Source organism: Micromonospora hortensis (genome assembly GCF_022230935.1).
Lineage (GTDB): Bacteria > Actinomycetota > Actinomycetes > Mycobacteriales > Micromonosporaceae > Micromonospora > Micromonospora hortensis.
Genome location: NZ_JAKKFE010000022.1, coordinates 1 through 17,593 on the forward strand (window position 1 = coordinate 1; position 17,593 = coordinate 17,593).

At 73.0% G+C, this 17,593-nt stretch carries 13 protein-coding genes; 7 read left to right on the forward strand and 6 right to left on the reverse strand.

Translation table 11 applies throughout. The features are described 5' to 3' along the window. Positions 1 to 1,405 (forward strand): outer membrane protein assembly factor BamB family protein (locus NIE111_RS15880; protein WP_238685136.1); only part of this gene is annotated, 1,405 nt, incomplete at its 5' end. 37 nt (positions 1,406 to 1,442) lie between these two features. Next, the gene (locus NIE111_RS15885) at positions 1,443 to 2,015 is read left to right on the forward strand and encodes a nucleosidase (RefSeq protein ID WP_238685137.1); all 573 of its coding nucleotides are present in this window, start codon (positions 1,443 to 1,445) and stop codon (positions 2,013 to 2,015) included. An 11-nt stretch (positions 2,016 to 2,026) separates the two neighbouring features. Here NIE111_RS15885 and NIE111_RS15890 read toward each other — a convergent pair whose 3' ends face one another. Both NIE111_RS15890 and NIE111_RS15895 read right to left on the reverse strand, forming a co-directional pair. Then, entirely contained in the window at positions 2,027 to 3,211 is a 1,185-nt protein-coding gene (locus NIE111_RS15890; RefSeq protein WP_238685138.1) for a low temperature requirement protein A, read from the reverse strand. Positions 3,212 to 3,306: 95 nt separating this feature from the next. Then, positions 3,307 to 4,488, reverse strand: a complete 1,182-nt coding sequence (locus NIE111_RS15895) for a low temperature requirement protein A (protein WP_238685139.1) — start codon at positions 4,486 to 4,488, stop codon at positions 3,307 to 3,309. A 171-nt stretch (positions 4,489 to 4,659) separates the two neighbouring features. Here NIE111_RS15895 and NIE111_RS15900 point away from each other — a divergent pair, with 171 nt between their 5' ends. The 4 genes from NIE111_RS15900 to NIE111_RS15915 all read left to right on the forward strand — a co-directional run bounded on the left by NIE111_RS15900 (position 4,660) and on the right by NIE111_RS15915 (position 11,276). Continuing rightward, a complete protein-coding gene (locus tag NIE111_RS15900; protein WP_238685140.1) occupies positions 4,660 to 5,523 on the forward strand; it encodes a S1 family peptidase in 864 nt (287 codons plus the stop codon). Positions 5,524 to 5,618: 95 nt separating this feature from the next. Continuing rightward, positions 5,619 to 6,644, forward strand: coding sequence for a sugar kinase (locus NIE111_RS15905; protein ID WP_238685141.1), 1,026 nt, complete (start codon positions 5,619 to 5,621; stop codon positions 6,642 to 6,644). Positions 6,645 to 6,711: 67 nt separating this feature from the next. Next, entirely contained in the window at positions 6,712 to 7,320 is a 609-nt protein-coding gene (locus NIE111_RS15910) for a bifunctional 4-hydroxy-2-oxoglutarate aldolase/2-dehydro-3-deoxy-phosphogluconate aldolase (RefSeq protein WP_238685142.1), read from the forward strand. A gap of 242 nt (positions 7,321 to 7,562) precedes the next feature. After that, positions 7,563 to 11,276, forward strand: coding sequence for a S8 family serine peptidase (locus NIE111_RS15915; RefSeq protein WP_238685143.1), 3,714 nt, complete (start codon positions 7,563 to 7,565; stop codon positions 11,274 to 11,276). 61 nt (positions 11,277 to 11,337) lie between these two features. On the opposite strand, the gene NIE111_RS15920 is transcribed toward NIE111_RS15915, so the two are convergent. From NIE111_RS15920 to NIE111_RS15935, 4 genes are all read right to left on the reverse strand, one after another. Beyond that, on the reverse strand, positions 11,338 to 13,419 hold the full coding sequence (locus tag NIE111_RS15920) for a penicillin acylase family protein (RefSeq protein WP_238685144.1): 2,082 nt from the start codon (positions 13,417 to 13,419) through the stop codon (positions 11,338 to 11,340). Beyond that, positions 13,416 to 14,240, reverse strand: coding sequence for an ABC transporter ATP-binding protein (locus tag NIE111_RS15925; protein ID WP_238685145.1), 825 nt, complete (start codon positions 14,238 to 14,240; stop codon positions 13,416 to 13,418). The genes NIE111_RS15920 and NIE111_RS15925 overlap by 4 nt, the downstream gene beginning before the upstream one ends. Positions 14,241 to 14,269: 29 nt before the next feature. After that, the gene (locus NIE111_RS15930; protein WP_238685146.1) at positions 14,270 to 15,298 is read right to left on the reverse strand and encodes a FecCD family ABC transporter permease; all 1,029 of its coding nucleotides are present in this window, start codon (positions 15,296 to 15,298) and stop codon (positions 14,270 to 14,272) included. A gap of 76 nt (positions 15,299 to 15,374) precedes the next feature. Next, positions 15,375 to 16,487, reverse strand: coding sequence for a FecCD family ABC transporter permease (locus tag NIE111_RS15935; RefSeq protein ID WP_372488345.1), 1,113 nt, complete (start codon positions 16,485 to 16,487; stop codon positions 15,375 to 15,377). A gap of 73 nt (positions 16,488 to 16,560) precedes the next feature. Here NIE111_RS15935 and NIE111_RS15940 point away from each other — a divergent pair, with 73 nt between their 5' ends. Beyond that, the gene (locus tag NIE111_RS15940) at positions 16,561 to 17,592 is read left to right on the forward strand and encodes an ABC transporter substrate-binding protein (protein WP_238685147.1); all 1,032 of its coding nucleotides are present in this window, start codon (positions 16,561 to 16,563) and stop codon (positions 17,590 to 17,592) included. Position 17,593 lies beyond the last annotated feature (1 nt).

Here is a 17,593-nt window from a genome sequence, read left to right on the forward strand (position 1 = left end):
CAGGCCGGGCCTGGCCGGCGCCACCCCGACCCCGGCCGGCGGCGCGACAGGCTGGCGACGGGCGCGCTGGGTGGTGCTCGGCGCGGTGCTGGCCCTGGTCGGGGTGGCCGCCGCGGCGACGCTCTACCTGACCCGGGACCGCTATCCGGATCTGACGTTCGACTCGCTGCGCGAGCTGTCCCGGCTGTCGGCTGGCGCCGAACGGCCGCTCGACATGTGGACGGCGGTGCTCGACGACCGGGCCTACCTCGCGTTTCCGCTGCCCGACGACCGGCTGGAGGTGGTGGCCGTCGACGCGGGCGACGGCCGCGAGTTGTGGCGCGAGCAGACCGACGTGCGGGCCGACGACTGGGAGACGATCATCGCCGTCCCCGGGGCGGTAGCGGTCCTCGCCGACGCACCGGGCGACAGCACCCCCCGACCGCTGGCCGTCCTCGACGGTCGTACCGGCGAGCAGCGCTGGCAGCGCGTACTGCGTGGTGACGACGACGTCTACTTCGCCGACGACACGGCGGTGCTGGTGGACCGGGCCGCTGACGAACTGGTCGGCCTGCGCCTGACCAACGGCTCGGCGAAGTGGACGCAGCCCAACCCCCGCGGCCAGTACGCCGGTGGCCGTACCGTGGTCCGGCCGGTCGGCACCGACGCGGCGGCGGGCGGACCTGCCTTCCTCGACGGCACGCCCCGAAACCCGTGGGCGAGCAAGGGGCGGCGACTGGTCCAGGTGGGTGCGGACCGGTCGGTGCGGCTGCTCGACATGGCATCCGGCGCGGTGCTGCGCCAGTGGGGGAGCGTCGCCGACCTCGACGATCTGGTGGTCGCCCACGAGGACCGCCTGTACGTGGCCGCCAACGAGGGCGGTTACCAGCTGCTCGCGTACGACCTGGGTTCCGACGCCGAGCCGGTGGTGCTGCACCGTTCCGGCAACGACGAGTACCGCCCGAAGGAGCTGGTGGCCTGCGGTGAGCGGCGGGCCTGCCTGTTGCAGGTGCCGAACAACGACGCGGCGCGCACCGAGGTGGTGGCGGCCACCGAGGGTGAGGGCATGATCAGGTGGTCGGCGCCGGGCGTGACCGGCCTGATTCCGTTGGGTGAGCAGGTGCTCGCCCAACGGGAGTTGCCGGAGCCCACCGTCACCGTTTTCGACGCCGCCGGCAAGCCGGTGCTGCGCGACCGGGGCGGGGTGGCGGTCCGCCTGGACGCGGGCAACCTGCTGGTCTTCGCCAAGGCGCCCAGCCTGGTCGCGGACAACCGGGTGCTGGCTGGGGTGTGGGCCGAGTCCGGGGAGGTCGACGAGTTGGGTGAGCTGAAGGACGTGCGCAGCTCGTCCTGCTCGTGGAACACCCACGTGATCGCCTGTGGCGCGGAGAAGGACTTCGTGCTGTATCGCTTCACCGACGACTGACGTCGTCGGCCCACCGGTCAGCTCGTACGATGCTCCGGTGAATCTTCGAGGTACGGTCCGCGCCGATCGTCCGTTGGTGGTTCTTGCCGTGGGCGAGGAGGCCCGCTACCTGCCACCCGACCTGCCGGTCCTGCTCACCGGCATGGGCAAGGTGAACGCCGCCAGCGCGGTGGCCGCGGTACTGGCCGCCGGGCCGCGCCCCGCCCTGCTGCTCAACCTGGGTACGGCCGGCGCGTTGCGCCCCGGGCTGGCCGGCATCCACGAGGTCGCCACAGTGCTCCAGCACGACCTGGACACCGAGCTGCTGCGCACGCTCACCGGCGAGACCTACGGGGCGCCGCTGTCACTGGCCGCCGAGGGCGCGGTGCTCGCGACCGGTGACACCTTCGTGGCCGACGACGCCGAGCGGGACCGGTTGGCGCAGCGCGCCGACCTGGTCGACATGGAGGGGTACGCGGTGGCCTGGGCAGCGGCACAGGCCGGCGTGCCGTGCCGGCTGGTCAAGCAGGTCAGCGACGAGGCGGGCGATGGTGCGGCCCGGACCTGGCAGGAGTCGGTGGACGCGTGCGCCCGGGACCTCGCCGAGTGGGCCGGTCGACACTGTGCCTGACTAAGCAGGGGTCAGTCGTCGGGTTGCCGCATCCGCAGGCCCGGTGTGGTCTCCCGGGCCGCTCCGGGAATCAGGATGTGCGCCGCCAGCGTGAGCGCCACGACGGCGGTGACCAGCAGCGGCGGCCAGCGGCCGGCCCACGGCAGCGTGAGCAGCGGCAGGGGGAGGCAGAGCATTCGCCGCCACGGCACGAGCATGGACACCAGCAGGGTGAACAGGGCACGGCCGATCACGAACAGCGCGGGGCCGCCCAGGATCAGTAAGAGCCACCCCACCGGCGTGGTGCCGGTCGGCCGGGTGACGACCAGGTCGAACGAGGCCGCCGTGGCGACCACCCCGGCCAGCATCACCAGGTGGGTGTACGGAGCCACCCGGGCCGGCCGGCCCGACTTCGGCCCGGCCCCCGCCTCCAGCAACTCGCCGGCCCGGAAGACGTAGACCTGCCAGAGCAGCAGCATGATGGCGAACGCGCAGAACAGCGCGGCGACCCGGAGCCCGGCCAGCGGGCCCCGGCTGACCTGCAGCGTGGGAACCAGGATGATGTCGCCGAGGGCCAGGATGATGAACTGCTGGTACCGCTCGCCGAGATGCGCGGTGGTCCGCTCGTACTGGTCGAAGGGCACCCGGCCCAGCCGGGGCGTGGGGTAGCGGGCCGCCGCGGAGAGCAGGTCGATAGTGATGGCGATGGTCCAGAGGGCCCAGCTCACAGTGCCGGACACCGCGCCGGTGATCCAGAAGACGCCGGACACCACGAACCAGAAGAAGAAACGGGTGGCCCGGACCATGGCCGCCCGATGTCGCTTCCGGTACAACGTCGTGACCAGGATGATGCCGCGGATCACGTGCGTGCCGACGTAGGAGATCGCGAAGACCATCGCGTGCCCGTCGGAGACCATCGGCAACGACGCCGCCATCCCCACCGAACCGACCATGGCGACCATCAGGATGGCCTGGATGGGGCGTTGCTGCGGGTCGTAGAACTCGGTGGTGGTGGAGGTGACCGACCAGGTCCACCAGATCGCGGTCAGCATCAGCAGGACCATCGCGGCGCCGGACCAGTTGTGGGTTTCCGCGAGCAGGGTCGAGGTCAGCGCGAGCGAGGCCACGAAGACCACGTCGAAGAGCAACTCCAGCAGCGTTGCCCGGGTCGAACCGTCCGGCCGGCGTACCAGTGCCGCGGTGCCTCCGGTGGTCATGCCCGGCCTCCCGCCGTGTCTCCGAGGATTATCGGCGGTGCTGGCGCGGCCCGTCCCGGGATCGGCGATTCCCGCCGGCCGGGGAGGGGCAGGGGTCAGTCGGCGGGTTGCCGCAGCCGCAGGCCCGGCGTGGTCTCCCGGGCCGCTCCGGGAAACAGGATGTGACCGGCCAACCCGAGTGCCACGATCGTGGCCACCAGCACCGGCGGCCAACCGCCGGCCCACGGCAGCACCAGCAGCGGCAGGAGCTGCCAGGCGACTCGCCGCCACGGCACGACCCACGACACCGCCATGGTGAACAGGACGCGGCCGACCACGAACAGCGTCGGACCGGCGATGATCAGCACGAGCCACGGCACCGGCGTCGTTCCGGTCGGCCTGGTGACGACCAGGTCGAAGGTGGCGGCAGTGGCGGCCACGCCGGCCAACATGACCAGATGGGTGAACGGAGCCAGCCGCGTTGCCCGGCTGCCCTTGGACCCGGCCGCCACCAACAACTCGCCGGCGCGGAAGACGTAGATCTGCCAGAGCAGCAGCATGGTGGCAAAGGCGCAGAGCAGGGAGGCGAGCCGGAGGTGATCGAGGTGGCCCCGGCTGACCTGCAACGTCGGCAACAGGATGATGTCGCCGAGGGCCAGGATGATGAACTGTTGGTACCGCTCGCCCAGGTGCTCGGTCGTCCGCCCGTACTGCGCGAGCGGCACCCGACCCAGCCAGGGTGTGGGGTAGCGGGCCGCCCCGGCGACCAGGTCGATCGTTATGGCGATCGTCCAGAGCCCCCAGTTCGGAGTCTCTGACAGCGCGCCGAGGACCCAGAAGACGCCGGATGCCGTGAACCAACAGAGGAACCGGGTGGCCCGCTCCCTGGCCGTCCGGTGCCCCTGCCGGTGCAGGGCGGTGACCAGAATGACGCAGCGAATCACGTGCGTGCCGACGTACGAGATCACGAAGAGCATCAGGTGCCCGACGCTGACCATCGGCAGCGATGCCGCCATCCCCACCGAGCCGACCATGGCGATCATCAGGATGGCCTGGATCGGGCGTTGCTGAGGATCGTAGAACTCGGTAGTGGTCGTGGTGACCGACCACGTCCACCAGACCGCTGTCAGCATCAGCAGCAGCTTGGCGCCGCCGGACCAGGAGAGCTCTTCGGACAGCAGTTTCGATGTCAGTGCGAGGGCGGCCACGAAGACCACGTCGAAGAGCAACTCCAGCAGTGTCGCCCTGGTCGACTGGTCCAACCGGCGTACCAGCGCCGCATTCCCCTTGGTGGTCATGCCTGGCCTCCCGCCGCGTCTCCGAGGCATTATCGGCGGCCCCGACACAGGCCGTCCTCGGATCGGTGATTCCCGCCCGTCGGGGAAGAGGGCGTCCGGAGGTTGCCACGGTGTCGGGCGCCGGGCGATGCTTTGCCGCATCCGTCAGTCTCGATCTCTTCGGAGGTTCGGATGCGCCGCTTCCCGCTGGTCGCCCTCGTCCTGACCACCCTGCTGCTCGTCGCGCCCGGCGCGGCGCAGGCCGCCGTCCCCGACCGGTCCGCCGCGCCCGCCGCCGATCCGACGGCCACGCTGACCGGGGTACGCACCGCGGGCACCGCCTGGGGTCTCGACCCCGCCACCGGCCGGATGACCCTCACCGTCGACGACACCGTGGCCCCCGACGAACTGGCGGCGCTGCGGGCGGTGACCGACCGGGCCGGAGTGCTGCTTCGCCGCGAACCCGGAACGCTGCGCCCCCTGATCGCCGGCGGGCAGGGCATCTACGGCGGCGGTGGCGCGCGCTGCTCGCTCGGCGCCAACGCGCGCAGCGGCAGCACCTACTACGTGATCACCGCCGGGCACTGCACCACCGCCGCCGCCACCTGGTACGCCGACAGCGCCCAGACCACAGTGCTCGGCACCCGCACCGCCACCAGCTACCCCACAAACGATTACGGGCTGATCCGCTACACCGGCCGGATCGCCCACCCGAGCGCGGTCTACACCTACCCCGGCCTGCTGACCATCAACGGTCCCGGCAACGCGTACATCGGTCAGGCGGTGTGCCGCAGCGGCAGCACCACCGGCGTCCGCTGCGGCACCGTCACCGGTCTCAACCAGACCGTCAACTACGCCACCGGCGTGATCTACGGACTGATCCGCACCAACATCTGCGCCGAGCCGGGGGACAGCGGTGGACCGCTCTACGTGGCCTCCACCGGCAGGATCCTCGGCATCCTCTCCGGTGGCACCGGCAACTGCACCGCCGGCGGCACCACCTACTACCAGCCGATCGCGGAGGTGCTGGCCGCGTACGGGCTGACGTTGCCCTGAGACGTCGAGGTGTGACGCGCGACAGGTTGCCCGTCCCGCGCGGGACACCTAGGCTCGGCGACGCCCAGCACCCCCGCCGCGAGGACGTGTGCCCGATGCCGACCGCCCCCCGACCTGACCAGCCGAGTGCTCCGGCCGGCCTTCCGTCGATCGAGGTGGCGGCCGTGGGGGAGACGATGGTGGTGCTCTGTCCCGCGCCGGGTGAGCCGCTGGAGAGCGCCGAGCGGGTCGCCGTCTCGGTCGGTGGGGCCGAATCCAACGTGGCCGGTTACCTGGCCCGCCTGGGACACCTGACGACCTGGGTGAGCCGGGTCGGCGACGACCCCTTCGGTCGGGCCGTCGTCCGGCACGTCGCCGCCGCCGGAGTCCGCGTCGACCAGGTCTGCGTGGACCCGGCCGCTCCCACCGGCCTGTACGTCAAGGACCCCGGCCCGGAGGGGACCGCCGTGCACTACTACCGGGCCGGGTCGGCGGCCGCCCGCATGGACCCCGCCACGCTGGCCGACCCGGCGCTGGCGGGTGCCCGGGTGCTGCACCTGTCCGGAATCACCCCGGCGCTGTCCGCGTCCTGCCGGGCGCTGGTCGAGCATGCGGTGACCGACCGGCCGCTGGCGCGGGCGTTGGTCAGCTTCGACGTCAACCACCGGGCCCGGCTGTGGTCCGCCGAGCAGGCCGCGCCGGTGCTGCGTGACCTCGCCAACCGCTGCGACCTCGTCTTCGTCGGGCAGGACGAGGCGGAAACCCTCTGGGGCGCCACCGACCCGGCGGCCGTCCGTGAGCTGTTGCCCGATCCGGAGACCGTGGTGGTCAAGGACGGCGCGGTGGGCGCGACCGCGCTGGTCCGCGACGCCGAACCGGTCTTCGTTCCCGCGCCCCGGGTGACGGTGGTGGAACCGGTCGGCGCCGGGGACGCCTTCGCCGCCGGCTATTTGGCCGGGCTGCTCCGCGGCCTCGACCCGGTGCGGCGGTTGCGCCTCGGTCACCTCGTCGCGGCACAGGCGTTGACCAGCAGCGGCGACAATGCCCCCGTCCCGCAGTGGGCCTGGTTCGAGAAACTCATCGACGCCCCCGCCGACGCCTGGTCGCCACTCGACCTGACCGACCCGGGCGCGACGACCTGAGCCGGGCCGGCGGATTGCGACCCGACCAGCAGCAACAGTCCCACCGCGACCTCGGATGGAGTGCACCATGACCACACCGGACTTCGACCACATCTTCGGCGGCGCCCGGGTGATGGCGATCCTGCGCGGCCTGCCGGTCGCCGAGACCGTTCGACTCGCCGAGCGTGCCTGGGATCTCGGCATCGACGTGGTGGAGGTTCCGGTGGCCACCGCCGACGCGGTGCCGGCGCTGCGGGCCGCCGTCGAGGCGGGGGCCGCGCGTGACCGGATCGTCGGCGCCGGCACCGTGCTCGACGTCGACCAGGTCGCCGCGGCGGCCGACGCGGGCGCCCGGTTCACCGTCGCGCCCGGCCTGGACCTCGCGGTCGCCGACGCCGCCGCCGCGCGTGGCCTTCCGCACCTGCCTGGTGTGGCCACCCCCACCGAGGCCCAGCAGGCACTGCGGCACGGCCTCACCTGGCTCAAGGCGTTCCCCGCGATCTCCCTCGGCCCGGCCTGGTTCAAGGCCGTCGCCGGCCCGCTGCCGCAGGTGCGCTTCGTCGCCACCGGCGGCCTCGACGCCGGCAACGCGGGAGCGTTCCTGCAAGCAGGCGTACGCGTGGTGGCCGTCGGCTCCGCCCTCTCCGACCCCACCCAACTGGACGCCCTAGCCAAGCTGACCCGCAGCGCCCTCTAACCCCCCGCCCCGCCTCCCAACCACCCAGCCGCGATCTTGCACTTCCTGTCCCGACGAAGGTCGCGAATCGGGGCACATCGGTGACCGTAAGTGCAAGATCGACGCGGGTGGTGAGAGGCAACGTGGGGCACGCGTGGCGGGGTTGCGCCATGGCGTAAGTGCGCCGGGGTGCGGTGCGCGGTGGGGGTGGGCTCTGCGTCGATGCTGTGGTGCGTACCACTTCTCGACACAAAGAGGTCATCGTGGCTCTGTCTCACCGGCGCCGCCGATCCGGGCTGATCGCCCTCGGCGCCGCCCTCACCCTGGCGGCCGGGTTCACCCCACCCGGCGCGGGAGCGGCCGCCGCCCCGCCGAACAACCCCGACCGACCGGCGGGTCAACCCCCGGCCGCCGCCGGACGCGCGTCCACCGTCACCCTGATCACCGGTGACACCGTCACCGTCACCACAGCGGCGGACGGCAGCACGGTGTCGACAGTGCGCCGGCCGGACGGCAGCACTCCCAGCTTCCACCGCACAGTGCGCGACGGCGACACCTACGTCTACCCGGACGCCGCGCTGTCCTATGTGACGAGCGGTGTGCTGGACCGGCAACTGTTCAACGTCACCGACCTCATCGCCGACGGTTACGACGACGCGCACACCGACGCGCTTCCGCTGATCGTCACGATGACCGACGCGGCGGCCCGCAACCGCACCCGCCCCACCGTCGACGGCGCCGAGCTGGTTCGACAGTTGGACAGCGTCCAGGGCGCGGCGCTGACCCGCCAGCGTGCCGCCGCCGACCGGTTCTGGACCGCGCTGACCGCCGGTTCGACCCGGCGTACGGGTGACGCCCCGACCCTGGCCAACGGCATCGCCAAGGTCTGGTTGGACGGTCGGGTGCACGCGGACCTGGCCGAGTCCACAGCGCAGATCGGCGCGCCGAAGCTGTGGGCCGAGGGCAACACCGCCACCGGTGTCGACGTCGCGGTGCTCGACTCGGGTGCGGACGCCGAACACCCGGATCTCGTCGGGCAGATCGCCGAGTCCAGCAGCTTCGTGCCCGAGGAGCCCGACATCCTGGACTACAAGGGCCACGGCACACACGTCGCCTCGACGATCGCCGGCACCGGCGCCGCGTCCGGTGGCGCCGAGCGGGGCGTCGCCCCCGGCGCCCGCCTGCACATCGGCAAGGTGCTCAACAGCGAGGGCAGCGGACAGAACTCGTGGATCATCGCCGGCATGGAGTGGGCGGCCCGTGAGCAGAAGGCCCGGGTGGTCAGCATGAGCCTGGGCGGTGAGGCCACCGACGGCAGCGACCCGATGAGCCAGGCGGTCGAGCGACTCAGCGCCGAGACCGGCGCCCTCTTCGTGATCGCCGCCGGCAACAGCGGCCCGGCCACCATCGGCAGCCCGGGTGCCGCCAACTCCGCGCTCACGGTGGGCGCCGTCGACGCCACCGACCACCTCGCCGACTTCTCCAGCCAGGGGCCACGCGCCGGCGACGGCGGGCTCAAGCCCGAGATCACCGCCCCCGGCGTGGACATCCTGGCGGCCCGCTCGCACCTCGTGCGGGGCGGCTCCGGCGACTACACGCTGATGAGCGGCACGTCGATGGCCACCCCACACGTGGCCGGCACGGCCGCGCTGGTCGCCGCCGCACACCCGGACTGGACCGGTCAGCGGATCAAGGAAGCGCTGGTCAGCACGGTCAAGGCCACCCCCGAGTACACCCCGTACGAGGCGGGTGCCGGCCGGGTCGACGCTGTCGCCGCCGCGCACGCCACAGTCTTCGCCACCCCGAGCGCCTACTCCGGCTTCCAGGCGTGGCCGCAGCAGCCGGGCACGAGCGTCGACCGTACGGTCACCTACACCAACCTCGCCAGCGCGTCGGTCGAGCTGAAGCTGGCCCTCGACGCGGCCACCGCGCCGGCCGGACTGTTCGCGCTCTCCGCCGACCGGGTCACAGTGCCCGCCGGCGGCACCGCCACCGTCACGGTGACCGCCGCGTACGACAAGCTGCCGGTGGAGAAGCAGGTCAGCGGCATGATCGTCGCCACCGACGACACCGGTGCGGTGCGCGGGCGCACCCTGATCGGCGCCGGCAAGGAGGGCCAGCGGCAGAACCTGACGCTGGTCGCCAAGGACCGCGACGGCAAACCGCTCGTCGGCAAGGTCATCCTCACCGCCGACACCCTGTTCACCGCCGTGGACCTGCCCGAGAGCGGCACCGCCACGCTGCGGCTGCCGGTGGGAAGCTGGAACGGTTGGATCTCCGCGGACGTGCGCGGCGCGCACGGGCCGCACTCCAAGGGCATGGCGATGCTCAGCTTCACCGACGTGAACCTGGACCGCGACCGCACCGTCACCCTGGACGCGCGCGCCGCCCGACAGGTGCAGGCCCGGGTGCCGCAGGAGGCCACCGCCAGCGCGCTGCGGATGGACATCCACCGGTCCACGAAGAACGGTCTCACCGAGAGTCAGGTGCTGCCCGACGACTCGTACGACAGCATGTGGGCGTTGCCGACGAGCCGTCCGGTGACCGACGGCGAGTTCGAGTTCGGTGCCCGGTGGCGGCTGGAGCAGCCGGCGTTGACGGTTTCGGCGGGCGGTCGCTCGTACGACGATCTGTTGGTGAAGCGGGCTACCCCGGCGCTGCCGGCCGGTCGTCGCCAGCTGGACGCGGTCTACGTCGCCGACGCGTCGGCGACGGGAACGGCCAAGCGTCCGGTCCGGGACCGGGCCGTTGTGGTGCGCCGCAGTGACAGTGCGGACATCGCCACCCAGGCACAGGCCGCAGCGGCGGCCGGGGCGAAGCTGCTGCTCGTGGTGAACGACGGCGTCGGTCGGCTCCAGCCGTGGGACGAGGCACCGTGGAGCCCGGAGAGCCCGGCCCCGGTGACAGTGGCGACCCTCGGCGCCGACGAGGGTGGGCAGCTCATCGCCGCGCTGGAGCGGGGCGCGGTGCGGCTCACCGTCGAGTCGCATCCGGAGACCACCTACCTGTACGACGTGGCGCACCACTGGACCGGTACGGTGCCGGCCGACCCCACCTACCGGCCCACGAAGCGGCAGTTGGCCCGGGTCGACGTGGAGTTCCGCAACTACCGGCAGGGCAAGGCGCTGGAGTTCCGTACCGACGTCTGGCGCGGCTGGGCGTCGAGCAACCAGGAGCCGGCCCCGGCGCAGGGCCGACGCACCGACTGGGTGAGCGCCGACCAGCGGTGGATCGACGACGCGTTCATCGCTGGCGAGACCGGTCAGCACCTGATGGCGGTGGCCACGTACCCGGCCAGCAAGCCGAGCGCCGTCACCTGGTTCGGGCCGATCCAGCGACCCCGGATGGGCGGCAACTACGTGCCGGTCCGCTACCTGGACACCGTCTACCTGCCCGCGCCCGGGTGGGGCGACGGGGGCGGCCACATCGGTGAGGCGTACGCGAACTACGACATGGTCAACCGGACCACCCTCTACCAGGGCGACAAGGAGCTGGACTGGGGTAACGCCGAGTACCTCCAGGTCTCCGGGCTGGCGGGGCAGCGACTGCCGTACCGGCTGGTGGTGGAGAACGACAGGGCCGCGTGGACCAACCCGTACTCCCGGCAGACCCGCACCGAGTGGGGCTTCCACTCGGCGGTCACCGGGGAGGAGTCGGCCGAGGTGCTGCCGATGATCCAGCTCGACTACCAGGTGGCCATCGACTCCGCCGGCAAGGCGTCGCGGCGGGCACCGTTGACAGTTGTCGCCTCCCACCTACCCGACGTCACGGGCACGATCGGCGCGGTGACCGTCGAGGTGTCCTACGACGACGGGGCGACCTGGCAGAAGCAGCGGCTGACCCGGCACGGCGACGGCTGGCGTACCTCGTTGGCGGCACCGGCGAAGGCCGGCTTCGTGAGCCTGCGCACCACGGCGCGGGACACCGCCGGCAACACCGTGAGCCAGAGCATCAGCCGGGCGTTCGGCCTGCGCTGACAGCACTGCGGCCGGCCGCCGCTCGGGATGCGCGAAACACCCCGAGCGGCGGCCGGTGCCGTCAGTGGCGTTCCTCGGCGAGTTGGTCCCAGTCCGTCACGACCGGCAGCAGGTCGCCGCCCAGCCAGGCGGCGCTCTGATCGTCGTGGTGTGGGTCGCCGGGAACCCCGCAGGCGCCCAGCGGGACGACCCAGCGGCTGTCCGAGCGGCGGGCCAGGTCCCAGACGAAGCGCGCCGCCGGCCCCCGGAAGCACCAGTGGGTGACCCCGGGCACGCTGGAGGTGGCCAACACGCAGTCGTGGTCACCGTCGAGCCGGGGACCGGGCCCGGTGTCCGGGCCGGGCAGGGCCCGCCACGCCGCCAGCCGGTGCAGGTCCCCCCAGGGCACCGGCTCGGCCGCCGCGTCGGCGACCTCCTCGGCCGCCGCGCGTACCAGCGCGGTGATGTCCACACCGGGCAGGGGGGTCGCGCCGAGCAGGTGCTCCAGCGCGTGACCGACGCGCGGCGTCAGCGCCAGCCAGGGCGCGAACACCTCGGGGTACGCGGGCAGCTCGACCAACGCGGCCAGCGCCGGGTGGGCGGCGATCCGGCGTACGACAGCCGCCCGCAGGATGGCGTAGGCCGCCGCGTCCGTGCTGTCGGCGGCCATCCGGCGATCCCAGCGCAGTAGTCGCTCACGCAGCGCGCCGGCGGCCGGACCGAGCCCCGTCGACTCGGCGAGGACCGCCAGCAGCGGCCCGGCCGAGCCCAGGTACGTGTCGGTGTGCACCGAGGCCATCTCGTCGGCCGTCCAGGCCGGACGGGCGTCGAGCAACTCGGCGATGCGATGCGCCCGGTGCGGTGGGGCGAACTCCACCCCGAGCGGCGCCGCCAGCCCGCGCTCGTTGGCCATCACCGAACGACCGACCACCTCGGCACGGGGCATCGGCGCGTGCCAGCCCTGCCAGGCGTACGCGGCGTCCCATCCGGGGACCACCCGCCGGCCGTTTTCGGGGTGTCGTACCGGCACCGCGCCGGCGACCCGGTGCAACAGCCCTCCGGCGGTGTCCGCCGCCTGCACCACGTTGACCGGCTCCACCCAGTGCCGCAGCGCGTGGTCCACGTCGGCCACGGTGCGGGCGCGCAGCAGCTCCGGCAGCGTCGCGAAACCGAGGTCACCCCGGACCCGGGGCGGGTAGCGCAGGCTGACCGCCGTCCCGTCGTCCGGCCCACCCGCGATCACCGGACCACTGTCGGTCTCCACCACCTCGACCTCGACCGGGTCGGCCCCGGCCACCTCGATCGTCTCGACGTGGCGGTGCGCCGGTCGCCAGCCGTCCGGGCCGAGCGCCTGCACCCGGGGGCCGTCGCGGCGCAGCCGCTCCGCGTACACGTCCTGGTAGTCGGCCATCGCGTTGGTGATCGCCCAGGCCACTCCGCCGGTGTGCCCGAAGTGCGCGATGCCCGGCACTCCCGGCACCGCCAACCCGACCACGTCGTACTCCGGGCAGGCCAGCCGGATCTGCTGGTAGACACCGGGATCCTCGATGAACCGGTGCGGATCCCCGGCGAGCAGCGCGGCCCCGGTGCCGGTGCGCTCGCCAGCCAGCAGCCACCCGTTGCTGCCGGCCACGGCCGGCCCGTCGGTGGCGAACAGGTCGATAGCGTCCGGCCCGAGCCGCTGCGCCACGTGCTCGCGCCAGAGCTTGCCGGGGAACCCGGCGAACAGGATGTGGTGGCCCAGCCAGACCGCGAGCGGCGTCCACGGCTCCCACCGACCCGGGCGCAGCCCGGTGGCGGCGAACTCCGGTGACCGGGCCGCCCCGGCGGCGAGAGCGGCGTTGACGCCGTCCACGTAGGCGCCCACCCACTCGGCGGTCGCCGGGTCCAGCGCGGCGTGGCAGCGGCGTGCGGTGTCGTCGAGCCGGACCTGCCGGACGAACCGGTCCCAGTCGAGCGCGTCGGGCCCGAGGAACGCCGCGCTGGTGCCCTGGGCGCGGTGCCGTTCCACCTCGATCTGCCAGGCCCTGTCGTACGCGGTCACCCGGCCCTGCGCCGCCGCCAGCGTGAGCGGGTCGTCGGCCCACAGGTGCGGCACTCCCCACGCGTCGCGGAAACGCCGCTCGCCGCCGTGCTTGCTGGTTCGCTCGCTGTGCTCGCTCACGCCGGCTCCGGGGCGAGGGTGGTGGCGCGGCGTCGGGCCGCGGGGACGACCAGCGGGGTGCCCGTCTCCGGGTCGTCGATCACCCGGCAGGGCAGCCCGAACACCTCCGCCACCAGCTCGGCGGTGACCACCGACGCCGGCTCCCCGGCGGCCACCACACGTCCGTCGCGCATCGCGATCAGGTGGGTGGCGTAGCGGGCCGCGTGGTTCAGGTCGTGCAGCACCGCGACAAGGGTGCGGCCCTGCTCCTCGTGCAACCGGGCGCAGAGGTCCAGGATCTCGATCTGGTGGGCGATGTCGAGGTACGTGGTCGGCTCGTCGAGCAGCAGCAGAGGCGTCTGCTGGGCCAGCGCCATGGCGATCCAGACCCGCTGCCGTTGCCCGCCGGACAGCTCGTCCACCGCCCGGTCGGCGAGGTCGTCGACCCCGGTCGCGACCATCGACTCCTCGACCACCCGTTCGTCCTCGCGGGACCACTGCCGCAGCAGCCCCTGATGGGGGTAGCGACCTCGGGCGACCAGCTCGGCGACGCTGATGCCGTCCGGTGCGATCGACGACTGCGGCAGCAGGCCGAGCGTACGGGCCACTGTGCGGGCCGGCAGGTCGTGAATGTCCCGCCCGTCCAGCAGCACCGCACCGGCGCTGGGGCGCAGCATCCGGGACAGGGCGCGCAGCAGCGTCGACTTGCCGCAGGCGTTCGGCCCGATGATCACTGTGAAGGACCTGTCGGGCACCGCCACTGTCAGGTTCTCGGCGATGGTGCGCTGGTCGTAGGCGAGGGTCAGCGCGGTGCCGCCGAGTCGGGAATCGCCGGATCGCATGGGTGCTCCTTCGAGGGCGTCACTGGTGTTCACAGCCGGCCCGCCCGACGTTCCATCGCCAGCAGCCAGACCAGGTAACCGCCGCCGATCACGCCGGTCACCACGCCGACCGGGAGTTGGTGCCCGGCGAACGCGCGCTGCGCCACCAGGTCGGCCCCGACCAGCAGCGCCGCGCCGACGGCCATCGACGGCAGCAGGTTCGGGCCCGGGGCCCGGGTCAGTCGTTTCGCCACGTGCGGGGCGACGAGCGCCACGAACGACACCGGACCGGCGGCGGCCGCCGCGAACGAGACCAACAGCACGGCGGCAGCGAGCAGCACCAGGCGCAGCCGGCGCACCGGCACGCCCAGGCCGCTGGCCGCGTCGTCGCCCAGCTCCATCATCCGCAGCGCCGGGGCGCAGCCGACGAGCACCAGCGGCGCCACCACGACCAGGACGGCGAGCAGCGGCCCGGCGTTGGCCCAGCCTCGCCCGTCCAGACTGCCGGTGAGCCAGAGCACCGCGCGGGCGGCTTCCATCAGGGGCGCCCGGGTCAGCAGGTAGCCGTTGACACCGGTCAGGATCGCGGACACTCCGATGCCGACCAGGATGAGCCGGAAGCCGTGCACCCCGCGCCGCCAGGCGAGCGCGTAGATCACCAGACCGGTGCCGAGACCACCGACGACCGCCGCGCCGGCCAACGCCAGGCTGCTGCCGCCGAGGACGACCACCACCAGCGCCCCGGTCGACGCTCCCTGGGTGAAGCCCAGGATGTCCGGGCTGCCCAACGGGTTGCGGACCAGCGACTGGAACACGGTGCCGGCGAGAGCCAGGGCCGCACCGACCAACAGGGCGGTGACCAGCCGGGGCAGGCGCAGCTCGAGCACGATGAACTGCTCGGCCACGGTGCCACCGCCGGTGAGCGTGCGCAGCACGTCCGCCGGCCCCATCGGGTAGTCACCACTGCCCAGGGCCACCAGACCGAACCCGGCCGCGAGCACCGCCGCGCCAGCCCCGACGCCCAACGCGCGGGGCCGGAACCGCAGCGACAACCCCCATGAAGTACGAATGACAGTCACGCCATCGCTCCGCTTCGCTGCGCGCTGGCGCGACGCCTCACAACCCTGAGCCTGCCGGTTCGCTCGCTCCGCTCGCTCACGGTTGCGCCACCGGTCGGCGGCTGACCAGCCACAGGAAGAGCGGGCCGCCGAGCACAGCGGTCACCATGCCGACCTGGAGTTCTCCGGGGCGGCCCAGCACCCGGCCGAGGACGTCGGCGCCGAGCAGCAACGCGGGCGCGAGCACCGCGCAGTACGGCAGGAGCCAGCGCAGGTCCGGACCGGTCAGGGCGCGGACCAGGTGCGGCACGAGCAGCCCGACGAAGACGATCGGCCCGCACGCGGCGGTCGCCGCGCCGCAGAGCAGGGTGACGGCGACGATCACGGCGGCGCGGATCAGCGCGGGTCGAGCGCCGAGGGCTCGCGCCGCGTCGTCGCCAAGCGCCAGCGCGTTCAGCGGACGGGCGGCACCGAGCGCGACCAGCAGCCCGATGAGGATGAACGGCAGCACCCGGGTCACCGTCGCGGAGTCCGCGCTGGCCAGTGAGCCGACCGTCCAGAAACGCAGCCGCTCCAGCGACGCGGTGTCCAGCAGCATCACCGCGCTCACGTAGGAGTAGAGGGTCGCGTTGAGCGCCGCCCCGGCCAGCGCGAGTCGGGCCGGGGTGGCGCCGCGTCCGCCGCCGACGGCGTAGACGAGCGCGGTCACCGCCGCCGCGCCGAGCAGCGCGAACCAGACGTACCCGCCGACGGCGGTGACGCCCAGGAACGCGGCGGCGGTGGCGACGGCCGCGGACGCGCCGGCGTTGATGCCGAGCAGCCCGGGGTCGGCGAGTGGGTTGCGGGTGAGGGCCTGCATGACCGCGCCTGCCACGCCGAGGGCGGTGCCGGCGAGCAGCCCGAGCAGGGTGCGGGGCAGGCGCATCCGGTGCACCACCGCGTACTCGGTGGCGTCGCGGTGCAGCAACCCGGACCAGACGTCGGCGAGCGGCATGGCCTTCGCGCCGACCGCGATGCTGAGCACCACGATCACCGCGAGCAGTGCGACGGCGGCGACCAGGCCGGCGGCGCGGGCCGCCCGACGGCCACGCCGGCCCGGGGGTACGGCCGTTTCCCTGGCCGGCACGGGCGGTGCCGGTCGGGTGACGGTGGGTGTGGCGTCCAGTGTGGGCTCCGGGGTGGTGGCGACACGACGTACCGCTGTTGACAATGACCGAGGTTAGGCTAACCTAACCCCGCTGCCCTGGTCGACCCCGGCCAACCCTTGATCGAAAGACAACACCATGCCCGATGCCCTGTCCGCCCGCCGCCTCTCCCGCCGCGGCCTGCTGGCCGCCGGTGGCGCTGCCACGCTGGCCACCCTGCTCGCCGCCTGTGGAAAGGACGACGCCGCGAAGCCCGCCGCCGGCAACGGAAGTGGGCCCTGGTCGTTCACCGACGACCGCGGCACGAAGGTCGAGGCGGCGGCCCGTCCGGCCCGCGTGGTGGCCTTCACCGGCGTGGCGGCGGCCCTGATCGATTTCGGTCTCGACAAGCAGCTGGTGGGCGTGTTCGGTGAGACCAAGCGCGCCGACGGCACGGCCGAGCCGCAGGCCGGCGACCTGAACGTCGAGGGCGTCGAGATCCTCGGCAATGTGTGGGGCGAGTTCAGCCTGGAGAAGTACGCGGCGCTGCGCCCCGAACTGCTGGTCACCCACATGTACGACCCCGACGCGCTCTGGTACGTGCCGGACGAGAGCAAGGCCAAGATCCTCCCGCTGGCGCCCAGTGTGGCGATCACCACCGCCCGGGTGCCGATGACCAAACCCATCGAGCGGTACGCGGCGCTGGCCGAGTCGCTCGGCGCGGACCTGTCCGCGAAGAAGGTCACCGACGGAAAGGCCCGCTTCGACGCCGCCGCCGAGGCGGTCCGGGAGGCGGTCAAGGCCAACCCCGGGATCAAGGTGATGGCCTGCTCCGGCAGCCCGGACCTCTTCTACGTCTCCAACCCGAAGGTCAGCACCGACCTGATGTACTTCGCCGAGTTGGGCGTCGACATCGTGGTCCCCACCAAGCTCGAAGCCGGCGACTACTTCGAGGCGCTGAGCTGGGAGAGCGCCGGCAAGTTCCCGGCCGACCTGATCCTGCTGGACAACCGCAGCACCACCCTGCAGGCCAAGGACCTCACCGCCAAGCCCACCTGGCAGCAACTGCCGGCGGTCACTGCCAACCAGGTGAGCCCCTGGGACGCGGTACCCCGCTTCTCGTACGCCGGCTCCGCGCCACTGCTGGAGAACCTCGCCACCGCCATCCGGAACGCGAAGAAGGTCAGCTGAC